A 22,969-nucleotide genomic window follows, 5' to 3' on the forward strand; every position below is an offset into this window, starting at 1 on the left:
TTGAAAATGCCTCATCAGAGGGTGACGTAACGATCGATTTTCGGATATTAATAGCCTACACCTATCCATTGTCGTGGTTATGAAATAAAAAAACGATCAAAGTCATAAAGTTAGCGGTCTCGTTACCGATAACGGTGATCGTCTGAGAAATAATCACATCGATGGAGAAAATATGTTCTTACATGACGTAAAGATCGGCACGAAATTATTTCTGGCGTTTGGATTCTTTATTGTCCTGATGGTGGTCAGTGCGAGTTTATCCTTGCTAAGCCTGAACCGGGCGAACAACGGAATGCAATCCATCATTACCCGTGATTATCCGACCACGGTAAAAGCGAACCAGTTAATCGACAACTTCCAGGAATTTATTGGCACTCAGCAGCTGATGTTACTGGATGAACAGGGAACGTATACAGCGCAGTCACAGCAGCGTCTTAAAGCGATCAGCGAACAGATTACGGTGATCCTCGGCGAGCTGAATACTGCGCTGCAGGATCCTGAATCACAGCGGGTTCTTGCTGAGATACGCGGCGTGCGTCAGCAGTATCTGGACTCGCGTTATCGCATTTTGCAGGCGGTGCAGAATAACGATAGGGCGGGCGCTATTCAGGAGATGATGACCAACACCCTGAAGCTACAGCAGGCCTATAAAGCCAACGTGCAGGCGTTGATCGCGATTCAGAACCAGGAAATGCAAAGCGCAGGAGTGCAGGTCGAGGGCGATTTCAAATCGAATCGCCTGCTGCTGATCCTGATCACGCTCTTTAGCGTCGCGACCGGCAGCCTGATTGGCTGGTTTATCGTGCGCTCAATCACGCGTCCGCTGGGCCAGGCGGTGGATTTTGCAAAAGCCATTGCTGAAGGCGATCTGACCGGCAGCATCACGCCGCACGGTAAAGACGAAACCGGCCTGCTGCTGCATGCGCTGATGGAGATGAAAACGCGTCTGCTGGGCATTGTGCAGCAGGTCCAGACCGGTTCGGAGAATATCTCGAGTGCCGCCGCGCAGATTGTCGCGGGGAACCAGGATCTTGCCGCGCGCACCGAAGAGCAGGCCAGCTCTGTTGAACAGACCGCCGCCTCGATGGAGCAGATCACGGCGACGGTAAAAAACACCGCCTCACACACCGGAGAAGCAACTCACCTCTCGGCGGACGCCGCCATGGTGGTCAAAAACAACGGCGAGATGATGAAGCAGGTCACCAGCAAAATGCGCCTGATTAACGAGACCTCTAACCGGATGTCCGACATCATCGACCTGATCGATGCCATCGCTTTCCAGACCAACATTCTGGCGCTGAACGCGGCGGTGGAAGCGGCACGTGCGGGCGAGCACGGTCGTGGTTTTGCGGTGGTGGCGGGCGAAGTGCGTCAGCTTGCGCAGAAGAGTGCGTCATCCGCCAGTGAAATTCGTCAGCTGATCGAAAGTTCTACCAGCCAGACGCAGGACGGGATGAACCTGGTCGAGAAAGCGAGCGAGTTGATTAACGGTATGGTCGGCAACGTGGAAGAGATGGATGTCATTCTGCGTGAGATCCGCCAGGCCAGCCATGAGCAGACGGAAGGGATCTCGCAGATTAACAGCGCGATCGGCCTGATTGATGCCACCACGCAGCAGAACTCCGCCCTGGTGGAGGAGTCTGTCGCGGCAGCAGCGTCCCTGAACGAACAGGCGATGCACCTGAAAGATCTTGTCCGCGTCTTCCGCGTGAGCGATCGCGTACTGGCTTAATCCAGCTGGGAGATCTCCAGCGCTGCGCGGTCGATCACGCCGATGATCTGCTTAAGCTGCGCATCGCTGAGTTCGCCCTGGTTCACCTTCAGGTCTAGCACCGCTTTGAAGTTATCCAGAGCCCGCTTCATTTGCGGGTTTTTTCTCAGCTGGAAGCCGACAGAGCGCGCTTTGATACGCGCCTGAATTTGCGCCAGCTGCTCCTGATTTTCATCCAGCCACTGCTGACCTGCCGCGGTAATCGCAATTCTCTTGCGGCCATTCTCTTCTTCGGTGATGGTGATATAGGTCTGATCCTGAAGGTAATCGAGGGTCGGGTAGATAACGCCAGGGCTTGGGGTGTAATTCCCCTGCGTCATGTTCTCGATCGCCTTGATCAACTCGTAGCCATGGCTCGCGTTGTGGGTCAGGATATCCAGTATCACCAGACGCAGATCGCCGTGACCAAAAAAGCGTGGTCGGCGTCCGCCGCCGTCGTGTTCGTTTCGCATACTCATCCCTTCAAATTGATATATCTAAACTATATCTTAGATATATTCAGATGCAATCTAAAAGATCTTGCATTCTTGCTGATTAGCAATCATTATCATTTAAAATTGATTTAGATATATCGTATTCACCTGAGAAGGGTCTCACCATGACATCCACCCGTTACCCACAACGTGTTCGTAATGATCTCCGTTTTCGCAAGCTGGACGTGCTTCGCGTTGAGCGTGTCAGCGCAGGTTTCCAGCGCATTGTTTTAGGCGGCGAGGCGCTGGAGGGCTTTTGCTCTCGCGGTTTCGACGACCACACAAAAGTGTTTTTCCCGGCCCCGGGGGCGACCTTTGTACCACCGGTTGTTACCGATGAAGGTATCGACTGGGGCGACGGTGTGCGTCCGCAGGCGCGAGACTATACACCTCTGTACGATGCCGAACGGCATGAGCTGGTGCTCGATTTCTTCATACACGATGGCGGCGTTGCCAGCCACTGGGCGACAGAGGCAAAAGTGGGTGACACGCTCACGATTGGCGGCCCGCGCGGTTCGCTGGTTGTGCCGGAAGATTATGCCTGGCAACTGTACGTGTGTGATGAATCCGGCATGCCCGCGCTGCGTCGTCGCCTGGAAAGCATCGCAACACTGCCGGTTCGCCCGGACATTCATGCGGTGGTGACGGTCGGTGATGCGTCGTATCAGGACTATCTGGCCCATCTGAGCGCGTTCAACATCACCTGGGTTGTCGGTCACAGCGAACAGGCGGTGGCCGAGCGTCTGGCGGCGTTGACGGTGCCTGCGGAAGATTATTTTATCTGGCTGACCGGGGAAGGGAAGGTAGTGAAAAACCTGAGCCGTCAGTTTGAAACCGACGCAATCGACCAGCAGCTGGTGCGTGCCAGTGCATACTGGCACGCTAAATAATCAGGCTGCGGACTCCAGCTGCGCTTCGCTCACCTGATGTTCGAGCGAGGCGCGAACGTCATGCAGCGCCTTCTCCTGCTGGGCAAAGTAGGCTTCCATATTGCTCAGCGACGAGACCAGCAGCCAGGACTCCTCTTTCTCCAGCTCCGCCAGCTCGTTCACTAACGTGTCAATCTGCTCGCGAACCTGCGCCATTTTTTTGCGGATACGTTCCAGATCGTTCAGCCTGTCGCTGGCCATCAGCGGCTCAAAGCCCTGCTGCAGACGTGCCACCAGCGAACGAATGGCTTTAACGTCACCACGCTGTTTGGCCTGGTTGAGTTGCACCATCATCGCGTTGGCTTCTTCTTTCAGATCGTCAGCGACCAGGTCCGGATGGCAGAGCTTGCTCGCCTGACGCCAGAGACGCTTCAGTTCGTTCTGATCTTCCTCGGAGAGATTCTTGCCTTTACGCAGACGCATTTCGGCATCGTGATGCTGCTCGCGGTATTTCTCGTACTCTTCATTGGCTTCGTTGCGCGCCTGACGTGCAGGCTCTTCTTCGCGCGTTAAGCCACTCTCCAGCTCCAGCGCTTCGGCCAGCAGGTTAGCAATCAGATTGCTTTGCTGCTGCAGTTGCTTACGCGCCTCGGCGGCCTGTACGGAATCCGCAGGCAGATCGCGCCAGCGCTGGGTCAGCATCGCCAGCACCTCCACCGCCTGCGCCATATAGCGCTGGCAGCGACGGTAATCTTCCTCACGTCGACGCGCCTCCGCCTGCTGACGTCGCAGGTTCAGCTCCGCCAGCGTTTTACGCAGGGCGAGGATCTGCTGCATCAGCGGTCCGAGGCGGGAGAAATAGAGATCGTTGAATTCATCGAGCTGTTGCACGCGGGCATTGCGACGGTCAATCAAATCCCTGAGGCGCTCTTCCAGCGCTTTTAGCTCCATCTTGCTGGCCGCCACCTGCGGGTCACGCCATTGCGTCATGGCGCGCTGGCCCTGTAGCCAGGCAGCGATCGCCGCCATGGCAACGGTATAGTTTTTCTGCTCAAGCGCCGCGACGATTGCCTGTAGCTCATCGTCAAACGCTTCATTTTTCAGCCGTGTCAGCTGGCTCTGGATGATGTCGTCGTCTTCCAGTTCAATCGCATTTTTTATGATTTCTAGCCGTTTGATCGGTGTGCTCATGATGCCTTTCGCTTTGGCGCTTAAGTATTTGAGTTAAGGTTAATTGTTGTAAACGCTACAGGAAATAATACACACGGATGATGATCGGCGCGATGGGGGATTTCTTTAGTTTTTAGGGTTTGTGAAGAAGAGTGGCACGAACAGGAAGCCGAAAGGCTGGCGGGGGAGCGTTGGCCCCGGTTCTTGTTCTGCCATTCCTGAAGGAATACCTAAGGCTGAATGCCCTGCATAGCGAAATCGAAAGATGCCATACGAACCATATGTACCGTCATCAGTTCACCTCGCTGTAGATGCCCACCACACGGCCCAGTGTTTTTATCTCATCGATACCGCATTCAAAGGGAACTTTGCCGCCCGCGACGTGGAGTTTTTTCCCCGGCAGCAGGGTTAAATCACGAAGACTGATAGTGCCTTCAATCTCAACCAGCCATAGCCCGTCGGTTAATGACGCCCCTTTTTCAACAAAGTGGAGCTTTGCCTCAGACCGGACTGCGATACCGCGAGTGAGCGGTTTGCTAAAGAGATGTGAATCGATACTCAAAGTGGAATTTTCTTCCAGCTGACCATCACTGAGAGTGAATGTGACAACAGCAACGGGATCGCCAGGCGCAGGGTTACCTACAAACTGGGCACCCTCTCCGGTCATCAACCAGCGCAGGCTGGCCCCTGTGTCCAGTGCACACTGTACCGCGAAGTCGTAGGAGATGGTGCCGCGCGCGTAGCGGTTCTGAAGGGAACTGGCGGCAATATTGAAGTGCCGGGCCAGCTGGATTTTTTGGGTAAAACCATATACCTGACAGATTCTATCGAGTAACTCTTCATTATTCACTTGAGAATCTAAAATCAAAATATATTCCTTTGGGTATTTACTAATACTCAATTGGGTATTAGTATCAATGCGAATTCGGGCAATCAGCGGCAGACGTTGGCAAACAGAGGCTAATGATTGCAGACATTATCAAAATGGGAATCATGCAACATGGCTTCTGAAATCGCAATCATCAAAGTGCCAGCCCTGTCGTTAGGCTGGCGCAGTTCGCTGCGCTGGAAAGTGGCGTAACGCGTAGGCCAATCCCGTTTTCAGCCCGTTACGGGTGAGTAATTCACACAGTGTGAATCAACGCGAGGGACGTTATGGCAATAGAAGCGACACGTGCAACGGTCCCACTCAAGGTGGGGGCACGTCTTTCCGGGCTTAATCACGTGGCCGAACTGCGTGCCAGGTACTGGGGCGATAACGAGAAAGCGCTGGCGCGGTTTTTGGCCGAGATGCGTGATAAGCGCGATCCCAGTTTTGAGGAGAATAACAGGGCGCTGGCGGCCATCTTTTTCCTGGCTAAATTACCCGCCGCCCGTCACGAATGCGGTATCAATGAGCTGACGACTGAGGAGAAAAGAGCGCTTATCGGAGCCATGAATCATTTCCGTGCAGTCGTGAGTTTATTTCCTGAACGGCTGACCATGCCGCTTTAATCCACCCCAAAAGTAATGGCGTAAACCCGCCGGGCATTTTATTGCCTGAATTAAGGAGAATGAGTGATGCGAAATAGCGAAAACCGCACTTTTCTGAACGGGCGCGAGGAACTCCAGCGCCTGCTGGTGCAGGCGAAGATGGAGGAGCGCAGGGTGCGCGCACTCGCCGTCTCCCTGCGTCTGGAGGCATTAGCCAGTCACATCTATAAAACCGGAATGTGTGGCGAAGACGCAGCGGAACTGCTGTGTCACGAGGCTGCCCGTTACGAACGCGAATCCCAGGAGCTGCACTGATGGCCGATTTTATCGATCTGGCGCAGGAGCGTGAGCTTGAAGATCGCGAACGTCATATTAATAGCGCCCGCCAGCGATGCACATCGCCCTCGCGTTTTACCTGCGAGGAGTGCGACATCCCCATCCCCGAGGCGCGGCGAAAGGCGTTACCTGGAGTGGCCTTATGCGTCACTTGCCAGGAGATAACGGAGCTGAAAAACAAACATTTCCGGGGAGGATAAGTTGGTGATGTCATTTGCTTATCCGTGGAATGAACCCCGATCGGCTATTGCCAGCCCCTACCTGACTCACCCCCAATTACAGCGTCGCGACCGTCTGTTCGCGGCGCTGCAGCAAGCCAGAAAAGCGCTCGCTCTGCAGCCTGACTGCGTGCGTTTTGACGTCTGGCGCACGGTTGATGCTCTTGAACTCCATCAGGGCAGCCTGCGAGCCAATGCCTTTTTGATTCGGTTCTGCAACAGGGTATTACCACGTCTGCAGCAGGTCTCTGCACGGTATGCCTGTTCAGGTGTTGACCGTAACGTCTCCACCGCCGTTTTTGGTGGACACTTCGACACGCCGCTTTCGCAATATCTTGCATCGCGGATGGTTACGCTGATTGCCCGCTTCAACCGTCTCCCGGATATGTCCCGCGCCGATATTGATTTGCTGGCCGCTGACATCGCGGGCTTTATTCGTTCCGAGCTGGCGAATATCAATGACGCTGGCCTCGGCGAATTTCAAACCCTTCATGTCTGGTATCAGCGCGCTGGATTAATCACCCGCCAGTTCAATGTACTGCCTCCTCACTGGGAGCGCGTGTCGAAGATACTCTTTAACAAAGAGGACATTGCGCCAGCGGTGATCCGCATGTTTTCCGAAGACTGGTGGCGTGGACGACTGCGTCGCATGGCGGCCGCCTGGCGTGAGCATGTGCAGATTGCACTTGGAAACGTCAGCAAAAAGAAGTCTGCCTATGCGAGTAAACGCTGCATCACTGACTGGCGTGAACAGAAGCGGCGCACGCGTGAATTTCTTAAAGGTCTGGAACTGGAGGATGAAGAGGGCAACCGAATAAGTCTGATTGCCAGGCACGATGGCTCGGTGGCCAATCCCGCGATACGTCGCTGCGAACTGATGACCCGCATCCGCGGGTTTGAAAATATCTGCCATGAGCTTGGCTACGTGGGCGAGTTCTATACCTTAACCGCGCCGTCGAAATATCACGCCACTCTGAACACCGGCTATCGTAACGGCAAATGGAACGGGGCGAGCCCTGCGGATACACAAAGCTACCTGACAAAACTGTGGGCGCGGATCCGGGCAAAACTGCACCGGCTGGCGATTCGTCTGTTTGGCATCCGCGTTGCTGAACCCCACCATGACGGTACGCCTCACTGGCACATGCTGATGTTCATGCTGCCCGAAAACGTTGAGCGCGTTCGCCGCATTATGGAGGAATACACACAGGAGGAAGACGCTTTTGAACTGCAAAGCGATAACGCCAGAAAAGCTCGCTTTCACGCTGAAGCTATAGATCCGCAAAAGGGCAGCGCCACCGGTTATATCGCTAAATACATCTCCAAGAATATCGACGGCTATGCCCTTGATGGCGAGACTGATCACGAAAGCGGCGAGTTGCTTAAAGTGACCGCATCTGCTGTTTCGGCCTGGGCGGCGCGCTGGCATATCCGTCAGTTTCAGTTTATCGGTGGTGCACCGGTGACCGTCTACCGTGAGCTGCGCCGTTTGACTGATACGCAGGCCGCGCACGGTCTGAGCGTAGAATTTGCGGCAGCGCATGACGCCGCGGACGCCGGAGACTGGGCAGGATACGTCAATGCACAGGGAGGACCGTTTGTCCGTCGGGACGCGTTGCAGGTGCGCACGCTGTATGAGCCCCGTGCCGAATACAATCAGTACGGCGAAGAACGTGTCTGTATTCGCGGCGTCTACGACGCCGCACTCGGCCCGGGCTCGCCGATTTTGACCCGCCTCACGCAGTGGAAAATTGTGCCGAAGCGTGCCGTTGATTTGGCCGTTGACCTTAACGGCACCGCTGCGCGTTCTTGGAGTTCTGTCAATAACTGTACGGTGAGCGACGTCTCTCAACCCCTCAGCCGGCGTGCGAGACGCGCGTTAGCCGCACGCATAACCCTCCCCAGACCGGTTGCAAAGACTCCCTTTGTCTATGAAAAGGATCCGCAGAACGGAGTGGCAGAGAGAGTGATTGATGAGATACGGCTCGCCACCGGAATAACGATCAGCCGGGGGGAAGCCCTGCATCTTATGGCGGGGGGCATTAGCCGTTTTAACGACAAATGGTGCCGGGGATCTGCAGACGGATCGCTATTTCCTGCGGCACCGTCTTATCAGCAAAAGGCCCGGAAAATCCTTGAACGTATAAGGTATTTAACGCATCTGATAAGCAAAGGGATTCGCTAATCTTCATCGATATCATGTACATACCTCGCATGGTTCTGATTTTTTGCTTCACTCTTTTTATGAATACATGCTACTGTATGTTTATACAGTATCTCGTGGTGGAGGTTGTGTGGACAGAGAGTTGAACGAGCAAGTCATGATTGAACGCGTCGAGATGATTGCGCGGCTGACGACAGAAGGAACGTGTCAGGAAAGAGATCGTGAAATTGCCCTGAATTTGATCGCTGAGATTGCGAGAGGAAATTTAATCAGGAACAACGCGTTTACCGTGGTTTTCTCGGCATCACCCGTTCCGGACAGAATCAAAAAAGAGGCCAGCGTGCGGGTGAACATTACCCTGGATAAGGATCAGCTTATTGGTCCGTCCGTCGTGGAGGCGTTTCAGGATGAATTAACCCGCAGGATAAGATCCGTGTTTCCGTCAACGCTGGTTACCGTCAAAAAAGGATCCATGACCGGCGTGGAGTTGCAGGGGATTGAAAGAGAGGCCGATCGCGAAGCGCTGGACAATATCCTCCGGGAAGTCTGGGAAGACGAGAGCTGGCGCTAGGCCCTCTGCCATCTCGCGGGCAGTCTGTTGTGTCCGCGATTGTCCATCCTGCAGCGATAGCAAAAAGGGCGCCAGCGCTGGAAACTCAACGGTACCTGGAAATCCGGATGTTGGGAGCGTCTGATGAAAATCTATGCAATGCAGGGGGACACGCTTGATGCCATCTGTGCCCGTTATTATGGGCGCACGGCAGGGGTGGTCGAAACCGTTCTGAACGCCAATTCTGGCCTCGCGGAGTTGGGGGTCATCTTACCTCATGGCACGCCGATAGACATGCCAGAGGTTGATAGCGCACCGACTAAAGAATCAGTGAACCTATGGGACTGAGTCTTGAGAAAATCACCACGTTTATCGCCTACTGGCTGGCCGTAGCGCTGGCCTGGTTCGGGGCGATGTCTCCTGAAAAAGTCGCGCTATACGTGGGAAGCCTCTGCGCCATTTTTACCGCGCTGACGAATTACTGGTTTAAGCGGAAAACCTATCGCTATCTGACCTCTCTTGGACTCGATAAGAAGAGTATTCGTGAACTCAATCATTAAGCGTTGCAGCGCCGCGGGCGTACTGGCCCTGGCGGTGCTGATGCCTGACTTCCGGTTACTGAACACCTCACCGGAGGGGTTGGCGCTCATTGCTGATCTCGAAGGGTGTCGCCTGTCGCCTTATCGTTGCAGTGCGGGCGTATGGACATCAGGCATTGGCCATACGTCAGGCGTCGTGCCGGGACGGGAAATTACAGAGCGTGAGGCGGCAGCGAACCTTGTTGCCGACGTGATGAACGTTGAAAGACGGCTGGCGGTATGCGCACCGGTGGAGATGCCGCCCCGTGTCTATGATGCGCTGGTGAGTTTTGCCTTTAACGTTGGAACAGGGGCTGCCTGCCGTTCCACGCTGGTGTCATTCATTAAGCGTAAACAGTGGCCGCAGGCGTGCAATCAGCTTACCCGCTGGGTGTACGTCAATGGGGTCAAAAATGCCGGACTGGAAAACCGTCGAGCTCGTGAGAAGGCCTGGTGCCTGAAGGGGATGCCATGAAACCTCTCCTGCTGGTACTGGCCGTTCTGCTGGCCATCACGCTGTGGTTTCGTCATGACAACGTGAACCTGTCCCGCTCTCTTGCTAAAGCCAACCAGATCGCCCGCGATCAAAAAAACACTATCAACACGCTGCTTCAGCAGTTATCCGAAGCACAGCGGATTGCCAGGTCGAACGAAGATGCGCAGGTCAGGCTCCGCGAGGATCTTGCTGCCGTCGGCGAGGAGATGGCACGACGCGAAGCGGCTATCGGGAAATGGGTAAATGAAAATGAAGAGTTACGCCGCTGGTATAACGCTCAGCTGCCTGATGCTGTGCGCAGGTTGCACACCCGCGCCGCCTGCGCCTCCGCAGCACATTGTTTACAACGCCTGCCCGAAGGTGAGCGCCTGTCCGATGCCGGGAAGTGAGCCCATCACCAACGGCGATCTCAGTGCTGATATTCGTCGGCTTGAGCATGCCCTTATCGCCTGCGCGCTGCAGGTCGAAACCATAAAAGACTGTCAGGATAAACTCGATGCACAAACTCAACAGCCTGCGTCAGGCATTAATTGACGCCGTTCCTCAACTGAACGCTCACCCTGATCATCTGCAGATTTCGGTGGGGAGCGGAAATATTGACGCCCGCCTCGCGTCCTCGCTCTCCTTTGAAAAAAAGTATGAACTGAAAGCGAATATCAGTAGCTTCGCCGGCGACAGCGAGGGGGTCTTCGTCCCGGTACTGGCCTGGCTGCGTGATAACCAGCCAGATATTTTTACCCTCGATGACGGGCGAAAAAACGGGTTTCTCTTTGGCGTCACCATCAACGACGATGGTACGGCGAATATCAGCTTTAGCCTGCAGCTCACCGAGCGCATTCTTGTTTCGCAGGAGCAGGGAACGTTGCATGCCACCTATTCCCCGGAGCCGCCGTTACCAGAGCCCGTCACACGTCCGCTGGAGCTGTACATCAACGGTGAACTGGTCAGCCAGTGGAAAGCGTAAGTTCACCACGCTGATGGCTGTCCAGCCATCAGCGTGAACGATTGTTGTTTCATCCCGCATAAAACCCCGTCTCGTTGCTGCCGATCCCCCTGAAGGGCATTCTCTTCTCATGAATACACTCACTTCCATGCACGGTATCGCTCGCGCGATCCGTAACCTGATTCGTATCGGTGTTGTCACCGATGTTGACCTCAACAGAGGGCTCTGCCGCGTCCAGTCCGGAGGGATGAAAACCACCTGGCTGAACTGGCTGACCTGTCGCGCCGGCCGTTCGCGCGTGTGGTGGGCACCGTCCGAGGGAGAACAAGTGCTGCTGCTGGCCATCGGCGGTGAGCTTGATACCGCCTTCGTGCTGCCAGGTATCTTTTCCGATGACCACCCGGCGCCGTCAGGTTCGCCTGACGCACTCCACGTCTCGTTCCCTGATGGGGCGGTTATCGAGTACGAGCCCGGGAGCGGAGCACTCATGGCCGCAGGCATTAAAACGGCTGACATTACAGCCTCTGAATCACTCACCGCCACCGTACCGGTGGTCCTGGTGAAGTCTGAGACGCGCATCACCCTGGATACACCTGAGGTGGTGTGTACCAACAAGCTAATTACCGCCTCTCTTGAAGTGCAGAAGGGCGGGGTAATGGCCGGCAATATTGAGCATTCCGGCGGTAAATTCACCTCCAATGGGGTGCAGGTGGACAACCATGCTCACGGCAGTGTGCAAAGCGGCGGAAGCTGGACTAAGGGGACGCAATGACGGTGCGCTACAGGGGAATGAACAGTCAGACCGGGCTCAGCATTTCAGAGGCTGAACATATCAGACAAAGCGTGCGGGACATTCTGGTCACGCCGATTGGCTCGCGGGTGATGCGCCGCGAGTACGGTTCACTGCTGGCGGCAATGATCGACAGGCCGCAGAGTCCGGCGCTGCGCCTGCAAATCATGGCCGCATGTTACTCCGCTATCCAGAAATGGGAGCCGCGGATCAGCCTGACGGCCATCACTTTCGAACGTTCGGAGAATGACGGGACGCTGTATGTCGATCTCACCGGCACCCGCCAGACCTCCGGACATTCCTTTTCTATCACTATTTCATTGAGTTAAACGCTATGGCTATTGTTGATCTGAGCCAGCTCGCCGCGCCGGATGTCGTGGAGGAGGTGGATTACGAAACGTTGCTGGCAGAACGAAAGGCCACTTTTGTCTCGCTCTATCCTGAAGAAGAGCAGGAGGCAATTGCACGAACGCTGACGCTTGAGTCAGAACCGATTGTGAAACTGCTGCAGGAAAATGCGTATCGGGAAGTTATCTGGCGCCAGCGCGTTAACGAGGCCGCGCGTGCGGTCATGCTGGCCTACGCCACCGGTAGCGATCTCGACCAGCTTGGTGCTAACGCTAACCTTGCGCGTCTGGTGATAACACCTGCCGACGACACGACGTTTCCGCCCACGCCGGCAGTGATGGAGTCTGACACCGACTTTCGTTTGCGCATCCAGCAAGCCCCGGAAGGGCTGAGCGTGGCGGGATCGACGGGGGCTTATCAGTTCCATGGCCGCAGCGCGGATGGCCGGGTGGCGGATATCTCTGTCATCAGTCCTCAGCCTGCGAACGTTACCGTCTCCGTGCTGTCCCGGGAGAATAACGGCGTGGCGTCTGAAGAGCTGCTGGCCATTGTGCGCAACGCGCTGAACGATGAGGACGTCAGGCCCGTTGCCGATCGTGTGACCGTCCAGTCCGCCAGCATTGTCGACTACAACATTGCGGCTTCTCTTTTTCTCTTCCCAGGTCCCGAAAGCGAGCCAGTGCTCAACGCGGCAAGGGCCCGGCTGCAGGCCTATATAACGGCACAGCACCGGCTCGGGCGGGATATTCGTAAGTCCGCCATTTACGCTGCACTGCATGTTGAGGGTGTACAACGCGTCGAACTGACCGCGCCTGCGGCCGATATTGTGCTTGATGAAACCCAGGCCTCATGGTGCAGCCAGTACAGCGTAACCGTTGGGGGAAACGATGAGTAATGCCCGATTGTTACCGGTGGGGTCGTCGCCGCTTGAGGTCGCGGCGGCGCGCGCCTGTGCCGACATTGAGAATACCCCCGTCCCGCTTCGTCACCTCTGGAATGCCGACACCTGTCCGGCAAATCTGTTGCCCTGGCTGGCGTGGGCGTTTTCGGTTGACCGCTGGGATGAAAACTGGCCGGAGGCCACCAAGCGCGATGTTATCCGCAATGCATGGTTTATCCATGCACATAAAGGAACGATCGGCGCAGTACGCCGCGTGGTGGAGCCACTTGGCTATCTGATCAACGTGACGGAGTGGTGGCAAACCAACGACCCGGCAGGCACGTTTCGCCTGGACATTGGCGTGCTGGAAACCGGCATCACCGAAGAAATGTATTACGAAATGGAGCGGCTTATTGCTGATGCAAAGCCTGCCAGCCGACATCTTATCGGCCTCAATATCATTCAGGACGTTCCGGGCTATCTCTATACCGGTGCCCTGAGCTATGACGGCGACATCATCACGGTTTACCCCGGATAAGTGAGAGCACAATGACAGTGAAGTATAAAACGGTTATCACCAAAGCCGGCGCCGAAAAACTGGCTGCCGCAACCGTCCCGAACGGGAAGAAAGTGAATTTTACGGCGATGGCGGTGGGTGATGGCGGCGGGCAACTCCCGACGCCAAATGCCAGCCAGACGAAACTCATCAATGAGGTCTGGCGTCATGCGCTGAACAAAATCAGCCAGGACAAAAAGAATAAAAATTATGTCGTGGCGGAGCTGCTGATCCCTCCGGAGATCGGCGGGTTCTGGATGCGTGAAATGGGGCTCTATGATGATACCGGGACGCTGATTGCTGTCGGCAATATGGCTGAAAGTTACAAACCTGCACTCGCTGAAGGATCGGGACGTGCGCAGACTGTGCGTATGGTCATCATGGTGAGTGATATCGCCTCCGTCGAGTTGACGATTGACACCTCAACGGTGATGGCGACGCAGGATTACGTCGACGACAAACTTGCCGAGCACGAGCAGTCCCGACGCCATCCTGATGCTTCTCTGACGGCAAAAGGTTTTACTCAGCTCAGTAGTGCGATCGACAGTGTCTCTGAAGTCGTTGCCGCGACGCCAAAAGCGGTGAAGGTCGCGTATGACCTGGCTAAGGGGAAATATACAGCTCAGGATGCCAGCACGGCACAAAAGGGTATCGTCCAGCTCAGTAGTGCGATCGACAGCGTGTCTGAGGTGCTGGCCGCAACACCTAAAGCGGTAAAGGCCACCTATGACCTGGCCAAAGGGAAATATACGGCTCAGGATGCCAGCACGGCACAAAAAGGTATCGTCCAGCTCAGCAGCGCCATTGACAATGTATCTGAGACGCTGGCCGCGACGCCGAAAGCGGTGAAGACTGCTTATGATCTTGCTAAAGGGAAATACACCGCTCTGGATGCTACTACGACACAAAAGGGCATCGTTCAGCTTAGTAGCGCAGCCGACAGCGCATCAGAGGCGCTCGCCGCCACTCCGAAAGCCGTCAAAACAGCTAATGATAACGCTGTAGCCGCAAATCGTAATGCCAGCGAACGCGTAAGTAAATTTGGTGACAGCATGAGCGGTACGCTCAATCTTGATGGCGTAAAGCAAGGAGTTTATCTGCAATCAGGACTGAGTAATGGCATGCGCGGTGAAAAAAACTACCTACGAAAAATGCGTGGTGGGGAAGGTGATACTATCTGGCATGAGACGGTACAACAGGGAAATTGGCGTCTTGCAACTGGTTCGACAGACGGTCAGGAGGAAATCAATCTCAGTACTGCAAACGGGTTACGTGCACGACTCGAAATCACCTCCTTGAATGCAAATGGTATGCGTATTGCTTACGGTGACTATGGCACTTTTTGGCGCAATGATGGCGCAAACCTATATCTCATGCTAACGAATAAAGGTGATAAATTTGGTGGCTATAATTCGCTGCGCCCTTTGTGGGTGAGCCTTGAAACCGGTGCGCTAAATTCCGCTTCGCCGCTATCTGTTAATAATACGATTTATGCTGGAAAAGAAATTACGGCTGGTTATAGCGGAAATTATGCATGGGTCGAGCAATATAATACTAAAGCGCCATTTTTCAATTTATACAGTACAGCCGGGACAAGCGAATATCACCCAGTTTTAAAACAACAGGCAAGCATTCAGGGGGTAAACTCTTGGGCATTTTCAATGGGCTCCCTGGTAAGCAGTAGCGTTCTTTCATGGCATTTACATATGAAAGGGAGTGGAGGCCAGGACGTTAATTATAAATGGGATACTAGCGGTAATTTTATTGCACCAGGACAGATTATTCCAGGGAGTTTTACTAATTTCGACTCCCGTTATTACACCAAGGGACAAAGTGATGCCGGTTATATGGCAAAAACTTCTGCCTATACAAAAGCCGAAAGCGATGCGCGGTACAATCTTAAAAATACAGCCAGCAAGGCGGCGAGTGGTTGGGAGAAAGATAACTCGACAGGAATTATGAAGCAATGGGGTGTGGCAACACGGAGTGCGGATTCAACACGTATCGCTTTCCCTACGGCATTTCCTAATGCTTGTTTGAGTGTGCAGTTAACACTGCTTTATACCAATGGATTCCACGATCAGAATATTTATGTTCAAAACCCTGATAAATCAGGTTTTACCTACGTTGCTGGCAGTGGTGAGGTTAAAGTTTATTTCGAGGCGAGAGGCTATTAATATGAGTTATGTTTATTGTCCCATTACCCGGGCTTTTTATAACGATACTCTTGAGGCAGACTATCGTTCCGCCGGCACCTGGCCAGATGATTATGTAAAAGTGATCGATGAAGATTATGATTCGCTTATGGCCGGGCAAACCGAGGGAAAAGTGATTGTCTCAGATAAGAACGGCTATCCCGTGCTTGCGGAACCGCCAGCACCCACGCATGAAGATCGTGTTGCTCTGGCGAATTCTCAAAAAACATCCTTAATGCAAGCGGCAAATGACATTATCACTCCGCTTGAGGATGCCTCCGAGCTAGGCATTGCTACCGAGGAAGAAGCTGCCGCGTTGTTACGCTGGAAGCGGTACCGGGTAATGCTAAATCGGGTTGATGTTACCACCGCCCCGGATATTGAATGGCCAGAACGCCCTGCCTGACCCCAAACCCTCCATCCGGAGGGTTTTTCGTTTGTTGTGTAATCCTTTCTCCAACCCCAATACGTCGCATCAATCGTGCGCTCCACAGACAATAGCCTCACCACTAAACGAAGGAGTTAAACGGATGGGCGACTATCATCACGGCGTGGAAGTCATCGAAATCAACGATGGCACCCGCACCATTTCCACCGTCTCGACGGCAATCATCGGCATGGTCTGTACGGCCAGCGATGCGGACGACAAGACATTTCCTTTAAACGAGCCTGTGCTCATTACCAACGTGCAAACCGCGATTGCGAAAGCCGGGAAAATGGGGACGTTGTCCGCTTCCCTGCAGGCGATTGCCGATCAGTGTAAACCGGTTGTTGTTGTCGTGCGTGTCGCTGAAGGCACCGCTGATACCGCTGAGGAAGCACAGAAAGAGACTATCTCTAATATCATCGGTACAACCGATGAAAACGGTAAATATACCGGTCTGAAAGCGCTCCTTACCGCGAAAACGGTCACTGGCGTTAAGCCACGTATTCTCGGTGTTCCGGGGATGGATTCGCAGGAAGTGGCGACCGCGCTGGCCGCCATGTGCCAGAGCCTGCGCGCGTTTGGCTATGTCAGTGCATGGGGTTGTAAAACCATTTCAGCCGCTATCGATTACCGCAAAAACTTCAGTCAGCGCGAGTTGATGGTGATTCACCCTGATTTTCTGGCGTGGGATACCACCACCAACACGACGACCCACGCCTGGGCCACTGCACGTGCTCTCGGCCTGCGCGCCAAAATCGACCAGACGATTGGCTGGCACAAAACCCTGTCCAACATCGGCGTTAACGGTGTCACAGGTGTAAGCGCCTCCGTGTCCTGGGATCTGCAGGAACAAGCGACCGATGCGAACCTGCTTAACCAGGCCGGCGTCACCACGCTTATTCGTAACGACGGCTTCAAATTCTGGGGCAACCGTACCTGTTCAGACGATCCGCTCTTCGTCTTTGAAAACTACACCCGTACCGCGCAGGTGTTGGCCGATACCATGGCCGAAGCACACGCATGGGCAATGGATAAACCCATTACGCCAACGCTCATCCGCGACATCGTTTCCGGTATCAATGCCAAATTCCGTGAGCTGAAAACCAACGGCTATATCGTTGATGGCACTTGCTGGTATGACCCGGAATCAAATGATGCATCGACCCTGAAAGCGGGGAAATTGTACATCGATTACGACTACACCCCTGTCCCGCCGCTGGAGAACCTGACCCTGCGCCAGCGCATCACCGATACCTATCTGGCAGATCTGTCCGATTCGGTTAACAGCTAAGGAGCTGAAGCATGGCGTTACCACGCAAACTTAAATATCTGAACATGTTCAACGATGGCCTGAGCTATATGGGCGTTGTTGAGTCTGTCACCTTACCGAAGCTCACCCGCAAACTGGAGAAGTATCGCGGCGGCGGTATGCCGGGCTCGGTCTCTGTCGACCTCGGCCTGGACGATGATGCCCTGGCGCTTGAATGGACCATTGGCGGTCTGCCGGACGTCGCGCTGTGGGCACAGTATGCCTCTCCGGGCGCGGACAGCGTGCCTCTGCGCTTTACCGGCTCCTTCCAGCGTGACGACACGGGCGAAATCTCCGCTGTCGAAATCGTCATGCGAGGCCGTCATAAAGAGTTTGATGGTGGTGAAAACAAGCAGGGCGAGAGCGGCACCACCAAGATGTCCACCGAGTGCGCTTACTACCAGCTGACCATCGATGGCAAAGAGATCATCGAAATTGACATCATCAACATGGTGCTGAAAGTCGACGGCGTCGATCGTCTGGCGGAACACCGTAAGGCGATTGGCCTGTAAACCTTTAACCGGCCGGGACTGCCGGCCGGTAAGTTAACTTTCTGAAGAGTAACCAAATGGAAAATATCAACGAGACCGTCATTAACGAAAGCGAAAACCCGAACACCATTACGCTCGACACCCCCGTTCTGCGCGGCGAGCAAAAAATCGAAAAGGTGACCGTCGCAAAACCCAACGCGGGGACCCTGCGTGGGGTATCGCTGGCGTCGCTGGCACAATCTGACGTCGATGCGCTGATTAAAGTGCTGCCGCGAATGACCTCGCCGGCCCTGACCGAGCATGAGATTGCGCGTCTGGATGCTTCCGATCTGCTCTCTTTTGCGGGCAAGGTGATCGGTTTTTTGTCACCGGCTTCGGCTCGCTAACATTTCCCGAAAACCTGTCGGTCGATGATCTGATGGCGGATATCGCGGTGATCTTTCACTGGCCGCCGTCAGAGCTGTACTCGCTGAGCATGACCGAACTCCTTATATGGCGCGAAAAGGCGCTGCAGCGAAGCGGAAACTACCATGAGTAATAATGTCAGACTTCAGGAGTTGCTTAAGGCAGTCGACCGGGCAAGCCGACCGCTTAACGCTATCCAGAACGCCAGTCTCTCTCTCGCGGCCAGTATCCGCGATTCTGAGGCGGCGTTGCGCGCGCTTGATGAACAGGCGGGCCGCATTAACGGCTTCAGAAAAGCCAACGAACAGCTCGCCGTGACGGGGCAGTCTCTTGCCCGGGCGAAACAGCAGACCGCGGAGCTGGCGCTCCAGCTCAAAAACACCCAGAACCCAACCCGTGACCAGGCGGATGCGCTGGCGGCAGCCCGCCAATCTGCCGCTGCGCTTAAGCTTGAGTACAACAATTTACGCCAGTCAGTGCAGCGCCAGCGCGGTGAGCTGGCGCAGGCAGGGATTAATACGCGCACGCTGTCGTCAGATGAGCGTCGTTTAAGACAGGGTATCAGCGAAAAAACGCTACAACTAAATCGACATAAAGAGGCGCTTGCCAGGGTCAATCAGCAACAGGAGCGGCTTAATACCGTCCAGAACCGCTACGAGTCTGGCAAACGTGTTGCCGCAAGTGTGCAGCAGTTTGCTAATGCGAGCGCAGGAATGGCAAAGGCGGGCTTTAATCAGACGTCCCGCTTTATTGCCTCAGGCATCCGTTTTGAAAAGCAGATGTCTGCCATACAGGCAAGCCTGGGTCTGCAGAAGGGGGATACCAGGCTGGAGGCCATTCGCCAGCAGGCACGGGATGTCAGCGTCAGTACAGGAACCTCTACAGATGTTGTTACCCGGGCGCAGGGCGAGCTGGCCCGGTCAGGCTATGACGCCGACGGGGTGGTGGCCGCCACTGTGCCGACGGTCAACCTCAGCCTCGCTGGGAATATTGATGCCGCCAAAGCGGTCGACATTATCCGCAGCACGCAGGCCTCGTTTAACCTGGCGAATACGGATGTTGAACGCGTTGCAGATGTCCTTACCCGCGGTTTCACTGCGTCAAATACCAGTCTCACCGAACTGAGTACCGCCGTTGCATCCGCCGCACCTGCCGCCGGAGAAGCCGGCGCCAGCCTTGAGGAGACCACCGCGCTGCTTGGTATTCTGATGGAAAAGGGGATGAAAGGGGCAGATGCCAGCGCAGAGGTTAGCGCCATGTTGAGCCGCCTGCAGACGCCGGATGGGCAGCGTTCTGCAGCGCTGAATGAACTGAAGGTGCAAACCCGGGATGGCGAGGGTAATCCACTGCCGACAGAGAATATCCTCAAGGCGATCTCTACCTCATTCGAAAACAGCAAAATCGGTGCGGCTCAACAAACGGAATACCTGAAGGCCATTTTCGGTGCGGATGCGATGCAAGGCGCAGGCGTACTGGTTTCAGCGGCTGGGAATGGAACGCTGGATAACAAGCGCCAGACACTCCAGGGCGCGAGGGGGAGCACCGCGCTGACAGCCTCGGTTCAGGGCGATAACCTCGAGGGTGATATCAGCAAGTTCCAGGCTGCATTAAACGGCCTGAAGATTGATGTCTTTGATAAGGCCGATGGTGCCCTACGCACGCTGATCTCAACCGCGACCGGATGGCTTAGTACGCTCTCTCTCTGGGTCAACGCTAACCCTGCACTGACGCAAGCCCTGGTCAGCGTGGTTATGGGCGCACAAGCCTTTGCCGGTGTCCTGGGCACGCTAGGTATGGTGGTCGCCCCCATTGTGTCAGGCCTGAATCTGGTGATAACCGCTGCCGGGATGCTGGGCACGGTATTCAGCGTAGTGGGGGGGAGCATCATGACGGTGCTGGGCGCCCTGAGCTGGCCCGTTATTGCTCTCGGAGCGGCAATTGCCGCCGGCGCTTTACTGATTCTTAAATACTGGGAGCCCATTAGCGCCTTCTTTGGCGGGGTGATTGAGGGGCTTTCTGCGGCCTTCGCGCCGCTGGGCGAGCTGTTCTCTCCGCTGTTACAGGCCTTTGGTTTCATTTCAGAAAAACTGGGCGGGATCTGGCAGTGGTTCATCGATCTGATTGCGCCGATTAAGGCGACGCAGGAAACGCTCGACAGCTGCAAAAATGTCGGCGTGGCGTTCGGTCAGGCGCTGGGAGATGCGCTAATGGCGCCGCTAAATCTCTTTAACAGCCTGCGCGGCAAGGCCAGCTGGCTGCTGGAGAAACTCGGCGTCATAAAAAAAGAGTCGGGCAATATCGACTCGGCTGTACCGAAAGAAGGCACCTCCTCTGCTGACACCGGCAGTGCCTGGGACCCGGCATCACCTGTTTACAGCGGCTTCATGGGATACCAGCCGATGGCAGCAGCGGGAGGGCGTTCTTACATCGATCAGAGTAAAAGTGAATACAACTTCACGCTGCAGGGAAGCGCAGCCTCCGGAACGGATCTGACTCGTCAAATCCGGGAGGCTATAGAGAGCAGTGAGCAGGAAAAAGCGAGACGGCAGCAATCCAGCTTTATGTATGGTTAAGGAGAGAGAAAATGTTAATGGTGCTGGGTCTGTTTGTCTTTGAACGACGAACCTTACCGTATCAGTCAATGGTATTTACAAAAGACTACCGCTGGGCATCCAACGAACGCATCGGGAAACCCAAAGCCTGGCAGTACCTTGGCGAAGGTGAGACATCCTTTAACCTTTCCGGATTACTTTACCCGGAGCTCACGGGAGGGCTGCTTTCTCTCAAGGCGGTTGAGCTGATGGCGAATGAAGGGCGGGCATGGCCGTTGATAGACGGTACCGGCATCATTCACGGCATGTTTATCATTGAGAAAGTCACGCATACGCATTCGGATTTTTACAGCGATGGCACTGCCCGGAAAATTGATTTTACCCTGGTACTGAAACGCGTGGACGAATCGCTGATGACGACGTTTGGCGACCTGAGAACGCAGGCCTCAGAGCTGGTGGAAAGCGCACGTAATAGCATTGGAGGGCTGGTGGGATGATCACCGAAATGAATATCCGGGCGGGTGGGAAACTCGCCCCTGATTTTATGCTTAAGCTTGACGAGCGCGATATCACGCAAAATTTCAGCCATCGTCTTATCAGTTTGACCATGACCGACAAACGTGGGCTGGAAGCCGATCAGCTGGATATTCTACTGGATGATTCCGACGGGTTGTTAGACCTGCCTGCCCGGGGGGCAAGACTGTCCTTATGGCTGGGATGGGAGGGAACATCGCTCCAGCCGAAAGGGGACTTTACGATAGATGCGATTGAATTCCGGGGCACGCCTGACACGCTGACCATCCGGGGATGCAGCGCAGATTTTCGTGGGAAGCTCAACGTGCGGCGCGAACAGTCGTGGCATGACACGACGATCGGCGCGATAGTCAACACCATTGCTCAGCGTAACCAGTTTACCGCCAGCGTCGGAGCGGGACTTGCATCCATCGCCATTTCTCATATCGATCAGTCTCAGGAGACTGACGCGGCGTTTCTCTCCCGCCTGGCCGAACGTAATGGTGCATTTGTTTCAATCAAAGCCGGAAAGGTTATTTTTATGAAAGCGGGCCATGCCGTGACGGCCAGTGGCACACCGCTTCCCTTAATGATGATTGAACGTGGGGATGGCGATCGGCACCTTTTTTCCGTCGCTGACCGTGAAAATTATTCCGGCGTGACGGCCAAATGGCTGCAAACGCGTGACCCAAAACAACAAAATACTCAATTGAGTATTAATCGTCAGCCCGGGGGGCAGCCGACAGAAGGACTACAGCACCCGGATGCCGCTGCACCGGTAGCGGGAGCAGGAGGCAAGGCAGAGAAGCCGCAAGAGAGGCTGGTAGGATCGGCGGAAAACGTTTTTGAGCTCACCACGGTTTATGCCTCTGAAGAGCAGGCGCTCAGGGCTGCAGAGGCGAAGTGGCGTGCGCTTCAGCGGGGTACCGTGAATTTTTCTATCCAGCTGGCGCTGGGACGCGCCGATCTGTATCCCGAAACGCCGGTGCTGGTCAACGGCTTTAAACGGGTCATTGACGAGCAGGCGTGGATTATCAACGAGGTGGTTCATACTCTCAGCGAGAGTGGATTTACCACGCAACTTAAGCTTGAGCTGAACGTCGCCGATGAAAAATTTTCTATCGGAAATGAGTAATGTATTTGCTATTTGTTTCTTTTTGGGTATTATTAATTCACAAATCGTGAATTATGTGGAGGGGTACATGTTTCATTGTCCTAAGTGCAAGCATTCCGCGCATGCGCGTACCAGTCGCTATTTAAGTGAAAATACCAAAGAGCGCTATCACCAGTGCACCAATGTGGACTGCAGCTGTACGTTCGTGACGATGGAGTCCGTGGAGCGTCTGATTGCGACACCTGGCGCCGCTGAGCGTGTCCGAACGGCTTCGCAGACCCACGGTTAGCGACTGCGCCACCGGCTCAAAAAACCAATAAAAAAGCCACTCAATCGAGTGGCTTAATC

30 protein-coding genes are annotated in these 22,969 nt (G+C 54.8%); 27 read left to right on the plus strand and 3 right to left on the minus strand.

The features are described from left to right. Positions 1-172 precede the first annotated feature (172 nt). Positions 173-1,732 (plus strand): methyl-accepting chemotaxis protein, encoded by a 1,560-nt coding sequence (locus tag QRN24_RS09780; RefSeq protein ID WP_063934251.1) that lies wholly within the window; start codon positions 173-175, stop codon positions 1,730-1,732. Here QRN24_RS09780 and QRN24_RS09785 read toward each other — a convergent pair. Then, the gene (locus QRN24_RS09785) at positions 1,729-2,223 is read right to left on the minus strand and encodes a PadR family transcriptional regulator (protein WP_047956132.1); all 495 of its coding nucleotides are present in this window, start codon (positions 2,221-2,223) and stop codon (positions 1,729-1,731) included. The two genes, QRN24_RS09780 and QRN24_RS09785, sit on opposite strands and share 4 nt — an antisense overlap. Positions 2,224-2,369: 146 nt before the next feature. On the opposite strand from QRN24_RS09785, the gene QRN24_RS09790 reads away from it, so the two are divergent. Then, positions 2,370-3,134: a siderophore-interacting protein gene (locus QRN24_RS09790; RefSeq protein WP_284942667.1), complete on the plus strand. Its 765-nt coding sequence runs from the start codon at positions 2,370-2,372 to the stop codon at positions 3,132-3,134. Here QRN24_RS09790 and QRN24_RS09795 read toward each other — a convergent pair whose 3' ends face one another. Together QRN24_RS09795 and QRN24_RS09800 are read right to left on the minus strand one after the other, a co-directional pair. Continuing rightward, the gene (locus tag QRN24_RS09795; protein WP_284942668.1) at positions 3,135-4,304 is read right to left on the minus strand and encodes a coiled-coil domain-containing protein; all 1,170 of its coding nucleotides are present in this window, start codon (positions 4,302-4,304) and stop codon (positions 3,135-3,137) included. It abuts the gene before it with no gap. A gap of 271 nt (positions 4,305-4,575) precedes the next feature. Further along, positions 4,576-5,151 carry a phage repressor protein CI gene (locus QRN24_RS09800; RefSeq protein WP_196087503.1) on the minus strand — a complete coding sequence of 192 codons (576 nt, stop codon included), beginning with the start codon at positions 5,149-5,151 and terminating at the stop codon, positions 4,576-4,578. A gap of 287 nt (positions 5,152-5,438) precedes the next feature. Here QRN24_RS09800 and QRN24_RS09805 point away from each other — a divergent pair, with 287 nt between their 5' ends. The 25 genes from QRN24_RS09805 to QRN24_RS09925 all read left to right on the plus strand — a co-directional run bounded on the left by QRN24_RS09805 (position 5,439) and on the right by QRN24_RS09925 (position 22,910). Next, positions 5,439-5,777 carry a DUF5347 domain-containing protein gene (locus tag QRN24_RS09805; protein ID WP_040018793.1) on the plus strand — a complete coding sequence of 113 codons (339 nt, stop codon included), beginning with the start codon at positions 5,439-5,441 and terminating at the stop codon, positions 5,775-5,777. A gap of 66 nt (positions 5,778-5,843) precedes the next feature. Continuing rightward, a complete protein-coding gene (locus QRN24_RS09810; RefSeq protein WP_196087502.1) occupies positions 5,844-6,071 on the plus strand; it encodes a DUF2732 family protein in 228 nt (75 codons plus the stop codon). Then, a complete protein-coding gene (locus tag QRN24_RS09815; protein ID WP_284942669.1) occupies positions 6,071-6,292 on the plus strand; it encodes a TraR/DksA family transcriptional regulator in 222 nt (73 codons plus the stop codon). The genes QRN24_RS09810 and QRN24_RS09815 overlap by 1 nt, the downstream gene beginning before the upstream one ends. Before the next feature lie 7 nt (positions 6,293-6,299). Further along, positions 6,300-8,495, plus strand: a complete 2,196-nt coding sequence (locus QRN24_RS09820) for a replication endonuclease (RefSeq protein WP_284942732.1) — start codon at positions 6,300-6,302, stop codon at positions 8,493-8,495. Positions 8,496-8,604: 109 nt separating this feature from the next. Next, positions 8,605-9,045 (plus strand): DinI-like family protein, encoded by a 441-nt coding sequence (locus QRN24_RS09825; protein ID WP_020883599.1) that lies wholly within the window; start codon positions 8,605-8,607, stop codon positions 9,043-9,045. A 123-nt stretch (positions 9,046-9,168) separates the two neighbouring features. Then, on the plus strand, positions 9,169-9,372 hold the full coding sequence (locus QRN24_RS09830) for a tail protein X (protein ID WP_020883600.1): 204 nt from the start codon (positions 9,169-9,171) through the stop codon (positions 9,370-9,372). Beyond that, positions 9,363-9,584 (plus strand): phage holin family protein, encoded by a 222-nt coding sequence (locus QRN24_RS09835; RefSeq protein ID WP_014171693.1) that lies wholly within the window; start codon positions 9,363-9,365, stop codon positions 9,582-9,584. Before QRN24_RS09830 ends, QRN24_RS09835 begins: the two co-directional genes overlap by 10 nt. Continuing rightward, positions 9,568-10,077: a lysozyme gene (locus QRN24_RS09840; protein ID WP_020883601.1), complete on the plus strand. Its 510-nt coding sequence runs from the start codon at positions 9,568-9,570 to the stop codon at positions 10,075-10,077. The genes QRN24_RS09835 and QRN24_RS09840 overlap by 17 nt, the downstream gene beginning before the upstream one ends. Further along, a complete protein-coding gene (lysB, locus tag QRN24_RS09845; protein ID WP_032670153.1) occupies positions 10,074-10,487 on the plus strand; it encodes an Rz-like lysis system protein LysB in 414 nt (137 codons plus the stop codon). Before QRN24_RS09840 ends, lysB begins: the two co-directional genes overlap by 4 nt. After that, positions 10,387-10,632 (plus strand): Rz1-like lysis system protein LysC, encoded by a 246-nt coding sequence (gene lysC, locus QRN24_RS09850; protein ID WP_072126476.1) that lies wholly within the window; start codon positions 10,387-10,389, stop codon positions 10,630-10,632. Before lysB ends, lysC begins: the two co-directional genes overlap by 101 nt. Continuing rightward, positions 10,595-11,062 carry a phage tail protein gene (locus QRN24_RS09855; protein WP_252068601.1) on the plus strand — a complete coding sequence of 156 codons (468 nt, stop codon included), beginning with the start codon at positions 10,595-10,597 and terminating at the stop codon, positions 11,060-11,062. The genes lysC and QRN24_RS09855 overlap by 38 nt, the downstream gene beginning before the upstream one ends. A gap of 109 nt (positions 11,063-11,171) precedes the next feature. Continuing rightward, on the plus strand, positions 11,172-11,813 hold the full coding sequence (locus QRN24_RS09860; RefSeq protein ID WP_032678996.1) for a phage baseplate assembly protein V: 642 nt from the start codon (positions 11,172-11,174) through the stop codon (positions 11,811-11,813). Next, complete coding sequence (locus QRN24_RS09865; protein WP_014171687.1) at positions 11,810-12,160, plus strand: GPW/gp25 family protein; 351 nt, start codon at positions 11,810-11,812, stop codon at positions 12,158-12,160. The genes QRN24_RS09860 and QRN24_RS09865 overlap by 4 nt, the downstream gene beginning before the upstream one ends. 5 nt (positions 12,161-12,165) lie before the next feature. After that, positions 12,166-13,074 (plus strand): baseplate assembly protein, encoded by a 909-nt coding sequence (locus tag QRN24_RS09870; protein WP_025202974.1) that lies wholly within the window; start codon positions 12,166-12,168, stop codon positions 13,072-13,074. Next, entirely contained in the window at positions 13,067-13,597 is a 531-nt protein-coding gene (locus QRN24_RS09875; protein ID WP_040018803.1) for a phage tail protein I, read from the plus strand. Before QRN24_RS09870 ends, QRN24_RS09875 begins: the two co-directional genes overlap by 8 nt. A gap of 11 nt (positions 13,598-13,608) precedes the next feature. Further along, complete coding sequence (locus tag QRN24_RS09880; RefSeq protein ID WP_284942670.1) at positions 13,609-15,792, plus strand: tail fiber protein; 2,184 nt, start codon at positions 13,609-13,611, stop codon at positions 15,790-15,792. 1 nt (position 15,793) lies between these two features. After that, on the plus strand, positions 15,794-16,216 hold the full coding sequence (locus QRN24_RS09885; protein WP_044857456.1) for a tail fiber assembly protein: 423 nt from the start codon (positions 15,794-15,796) through the stop codon (positions 16,214-16,216). A gap of 124 nt (positions 16,217-16,340) precedes the next feature. Further along, the gene (locus QRN24_RS09890; protein WP_284942671.1) at positions 16,341-17,528 is read left to right on the plus strand and encodes a phage tail sheath protein; all 1,188 of its coding nucleotides are present in this window, start codon (positions 16,341-16,343) and stop codon (positions 17,526-17,528) included. Positions 17,529-17,539: 11 nt separating this feature from the next. Next, positions 17,540-18,058, plus strand: coding sequence for a phage major tail tube protein (locus QRN24_RS09895; protein WP_014171681.1), 519 nt, complete (start codon positions 17,540-17,542; stop codon positions 18,056-18,058). A gap of 56 nt (positions 18,059-18,114) precedes the next feature. Next, positions 18,115-18,423, plus strand: coding sequence for a phage tail assembly protein (locus tag QRN24_RS09900; protein ID WP_014171680.1), 309 nt, complete (start codon positions 18,115-18,117; stop codon positions 18,421-18,423). 32 nt (positions 18,424-18,455) lie between these two features. Continuing rightward, positions 18,456-18,575, plus strand: a complete 120-nt coding sequence (locus QRN24_RS09905; protein WP_014171679.1) for a GpE family phage tail protein — start codon at positions 18,456-18,458, stop codon at positions 18,573-18,575. Then, entirely contained in the window at positions 18,568-21,015 is a 2,448-nt protein-coding gene (locus QRN24_RS09910) for a phage tail tape measure protein (RefSeq protein ID WP_284942672.1), read from the plus strand. Before QRN24_RS09905 ends, QRN24_RS09910 begins: the two co-directional genes overlap by 8 nt. Positions 21,016-21,026: 11 nt before the next feature. Further along, positions 21,027-21,491, plus strand: a complete 465-nt coding sequence (locus QRN24_RS09915) for a phage tail protein (protein ID WP_284942673.1) — start codon at positions 21,027-21,029, stop codon at positions 21,489-21,491. Beyond that, a complete protein-coding gene (locus QRN24_RS09920) occupies positions 21,488-22,642 on the plus strand; it encodes a phage late control D family protein (protein ID WP_284942674.1) in 1,155 nt (384 codons plus the stop codon). Before QRN24_RS09915 ends, QRN24_RS09920 begins: the two co-directional genes overlap by 4 nt. Positions 22,643-22,709: 67 nt before the next feature. Then, positions 22,710-22,910 carry an ogr/Delta-like zinc finger family protein gene (locus QRN24_RS09925; RefSeq protein WP_025202983.1) on the plus strand — a complete coding sequence of 67 codons (201 nt, stop codon included), beginning with the start codon at positions 22,710-22,712 and terminating at the stop codon, positions 22,908-22,910. The last annotated feature ends 59 nt before the right edge of the window (positions 22,911-22,969 follow it).

This window comes from Enterobacter sp. MEB024, assembly GCF_030209635.1.
Lineage (GTDB): Bacteria > Pseudomonadota > Gammaproteobacteria > Enterobacterales > Enterobacteriaceae > Enterobacter > Enterobacter ludwigii.

Excerpts from the sequence above, each read along its gene's own strand:
- QRN24_RS09780 (WP_063934251.1), top strand. The coding sequence starts at position 173 with ATGTTCTTACATGACGTAAAGATCGGCACGAAATTATTTCTGGCGTTT.
- QRN24_RS09785 (WP_047956132.1), bottom strand. The coding sequence starts at position 2,223 with ATGCGAAACGAACACGACGGCGGCGGACGCCGACCACGCTTTTTTGGT.
- QRN24_RS09790 (WP_284942667.1), top strand. The coding sequence starts at position 2,370 with ATGACATCCACCCGTTACCCACAACGTGTTCGTAATGATCTCCGTTTT.
- QRN24_RS09795 (WP_284942668.1), bottom strand. The coding sequence starts at position 4,304 with ATGAGCACACCGATCAAACGGCTAGAAATCATAAAAAATGCGATTGAA.
- QRN24_RS09805 (WP_040018793.1), top strand. The coding sequence starts at position 5,439 with ATGGCAATAGAAGCGACACGTGCAACGGTCCCACTCAAGGTGGGGGCA.
- QRN24_RS09810 (WP_196087502.1), top strand. The coding sequence starts at position 5,844 with ATGCGAAATAGCGAAAACCGCACTTTTCTGAACGGGCGCGAGGAACTC.
- QRN24_RS09815 (WP_284942669.1), top strand. The coding sequence starts at position 6,071 with ATGGCCGATTTTATCGATCTGGCGCAGGAGCGTGAGCTTGAAGATCGC.
- QRN24_RS09820 (WP_284942732.1), top strand. The coding sequence starts at position 6,300 with ATGTCATTTGCTTATCCGTGGAATGAACCCCGATCGGCTATTGCCAGC.
- QRN24_RS09830 (WP_020883600.1), top strand. The coding sequence starts at position 9,169 with ATGAAAATCTATGCAATGCAGGGGGACACGCTTGATGCCATCTGTGCC.
- QRN24_RS09835 (WP_014171693.1), top strand. The coding sequence starts at position 9,363 with ATGGGACTGAGTCTTGAGAAAATCACCACGTTTATCGCCTACTGGCTG.
- lysB (WP_032670153.1), top strand. The coding sequence starts at position 10,074 with ATGAAACCTCTCCTGCTGGTACTGGCCGTTCTGCTGGCCATCACGCTG.
- lysC (WP_072126476.1), top strand. The coding sequence starts at position 10,387 with ATGCTGTGCGCAGGTTGCACACCCGCGCCGCCTGCGCCTCCGCAGCAC.
- QRN24_RS09855 (WP_252068601.1), top strand. The coding sequence starts at position 10,595 with ATGCACAAACTCAACAGCCTGCGTCAGGCATTAATTGACGCCGTTCCT.
- QRN24_RS09860 (WP_032678996.1), top strand. The coding sequence starts at position 11,172 with ATGAATACACTCACTTCCATGCACGGTATCGCTCGCGCGATCCGTAAC.
- QRN24_RS09865 (WP_014171687.1), top strand. The coding sequence starts at position 11,810 with ATGACGGTGCGCTACAGGGGAATGAACAGTCAGACCGGGCTCAGCATT.
- QRN24_RS09870 (WP_025202974.1), top strand. The coding sequence starts at position 12,166 with ATGGCTATTGTTGATCTGAGCCAGCTCGCCGCGCCGGATGTCGTGGAG.
- QRN24_RS09875 (WP_040018803.1), top strand. The coding sequence starts at position 13,067 with ATGAGTAATGCCCGATTGTTACCGGTGGGGTCGTCGCCGCTTGAGGTC.
- QRN24_RS09880 (WP_284942670.1), top strand. The coding sequence starts at position 13,609 with ATGACAGTGAAGTATAAAACGGTTATCACCAAAGCCGGCGCCGAAAAA.
- QRN24_RS09885 (WP_044857456.1), top strand. The coding sequence starts at position 15,794 with ATGAGTTATGTTTATTGTCCCATTACCCGGGCTTTTTATAACGATACT.
- QRN24_RS09890 (WP_284942671.1), top strand. The coding sequence starts at position 16,341 with ATGGGCGACTATCATCACGGCGTGGAAGTCATCGAAATCAACGATGGC.
- QRN24_RS09895 (WP_014171681.1), top strand. The coding sequence starts at position 17,540 with ATGGCGTTACCACGCAAACTTAAATATCTGAACATGTTCAACGATGGC.
- QRN24_RS09900 (WP_014171680.1), top strand. The coding sequence starts at position 18,115 with ATGGAAAATATCAACGAGACCGTCATTAACGAAAGCGAAAACCCGAAC.
- QRN24_RS09905 (WP_014171679.1), top strand. The coding sequence starts at position 18,456 with ATGGCGGATATCGCGGTGATCTTTCACTGGCCGCCGTCAGAGCTGTAC.
- QRN24_RS09910 (WP_284942672.1), top strand. The coding sequence starts at position 18,568 with ATGAGTAATAATGTCAGACTTCAGGAGTTGCTTAAGGCAGTCGACCGG.
- QRN24_RS09915 (WP_284942673.1), top strand. The coding sequence starts at position 21,027 with ATGTTAATGGTGCTGGGTCTGTTTGTCTTTGAACGACGAACCTTACCG.
- QRN24_RS09920 (WP_284942674.1), top strand. The coding sequence starts at position 21,488 with ATGATCACCGAAATGAATATCCGGGCGGGTGGGAAACTCGCCCCTGAT.
- QRN24_RS09925 (WP_025202983.1), top strand. The coding sequence starts at position 22,710 with ATGTTTCATTGTCCTAAGTGCAAGCATTCCGCGCATGCGCGTACCAGT.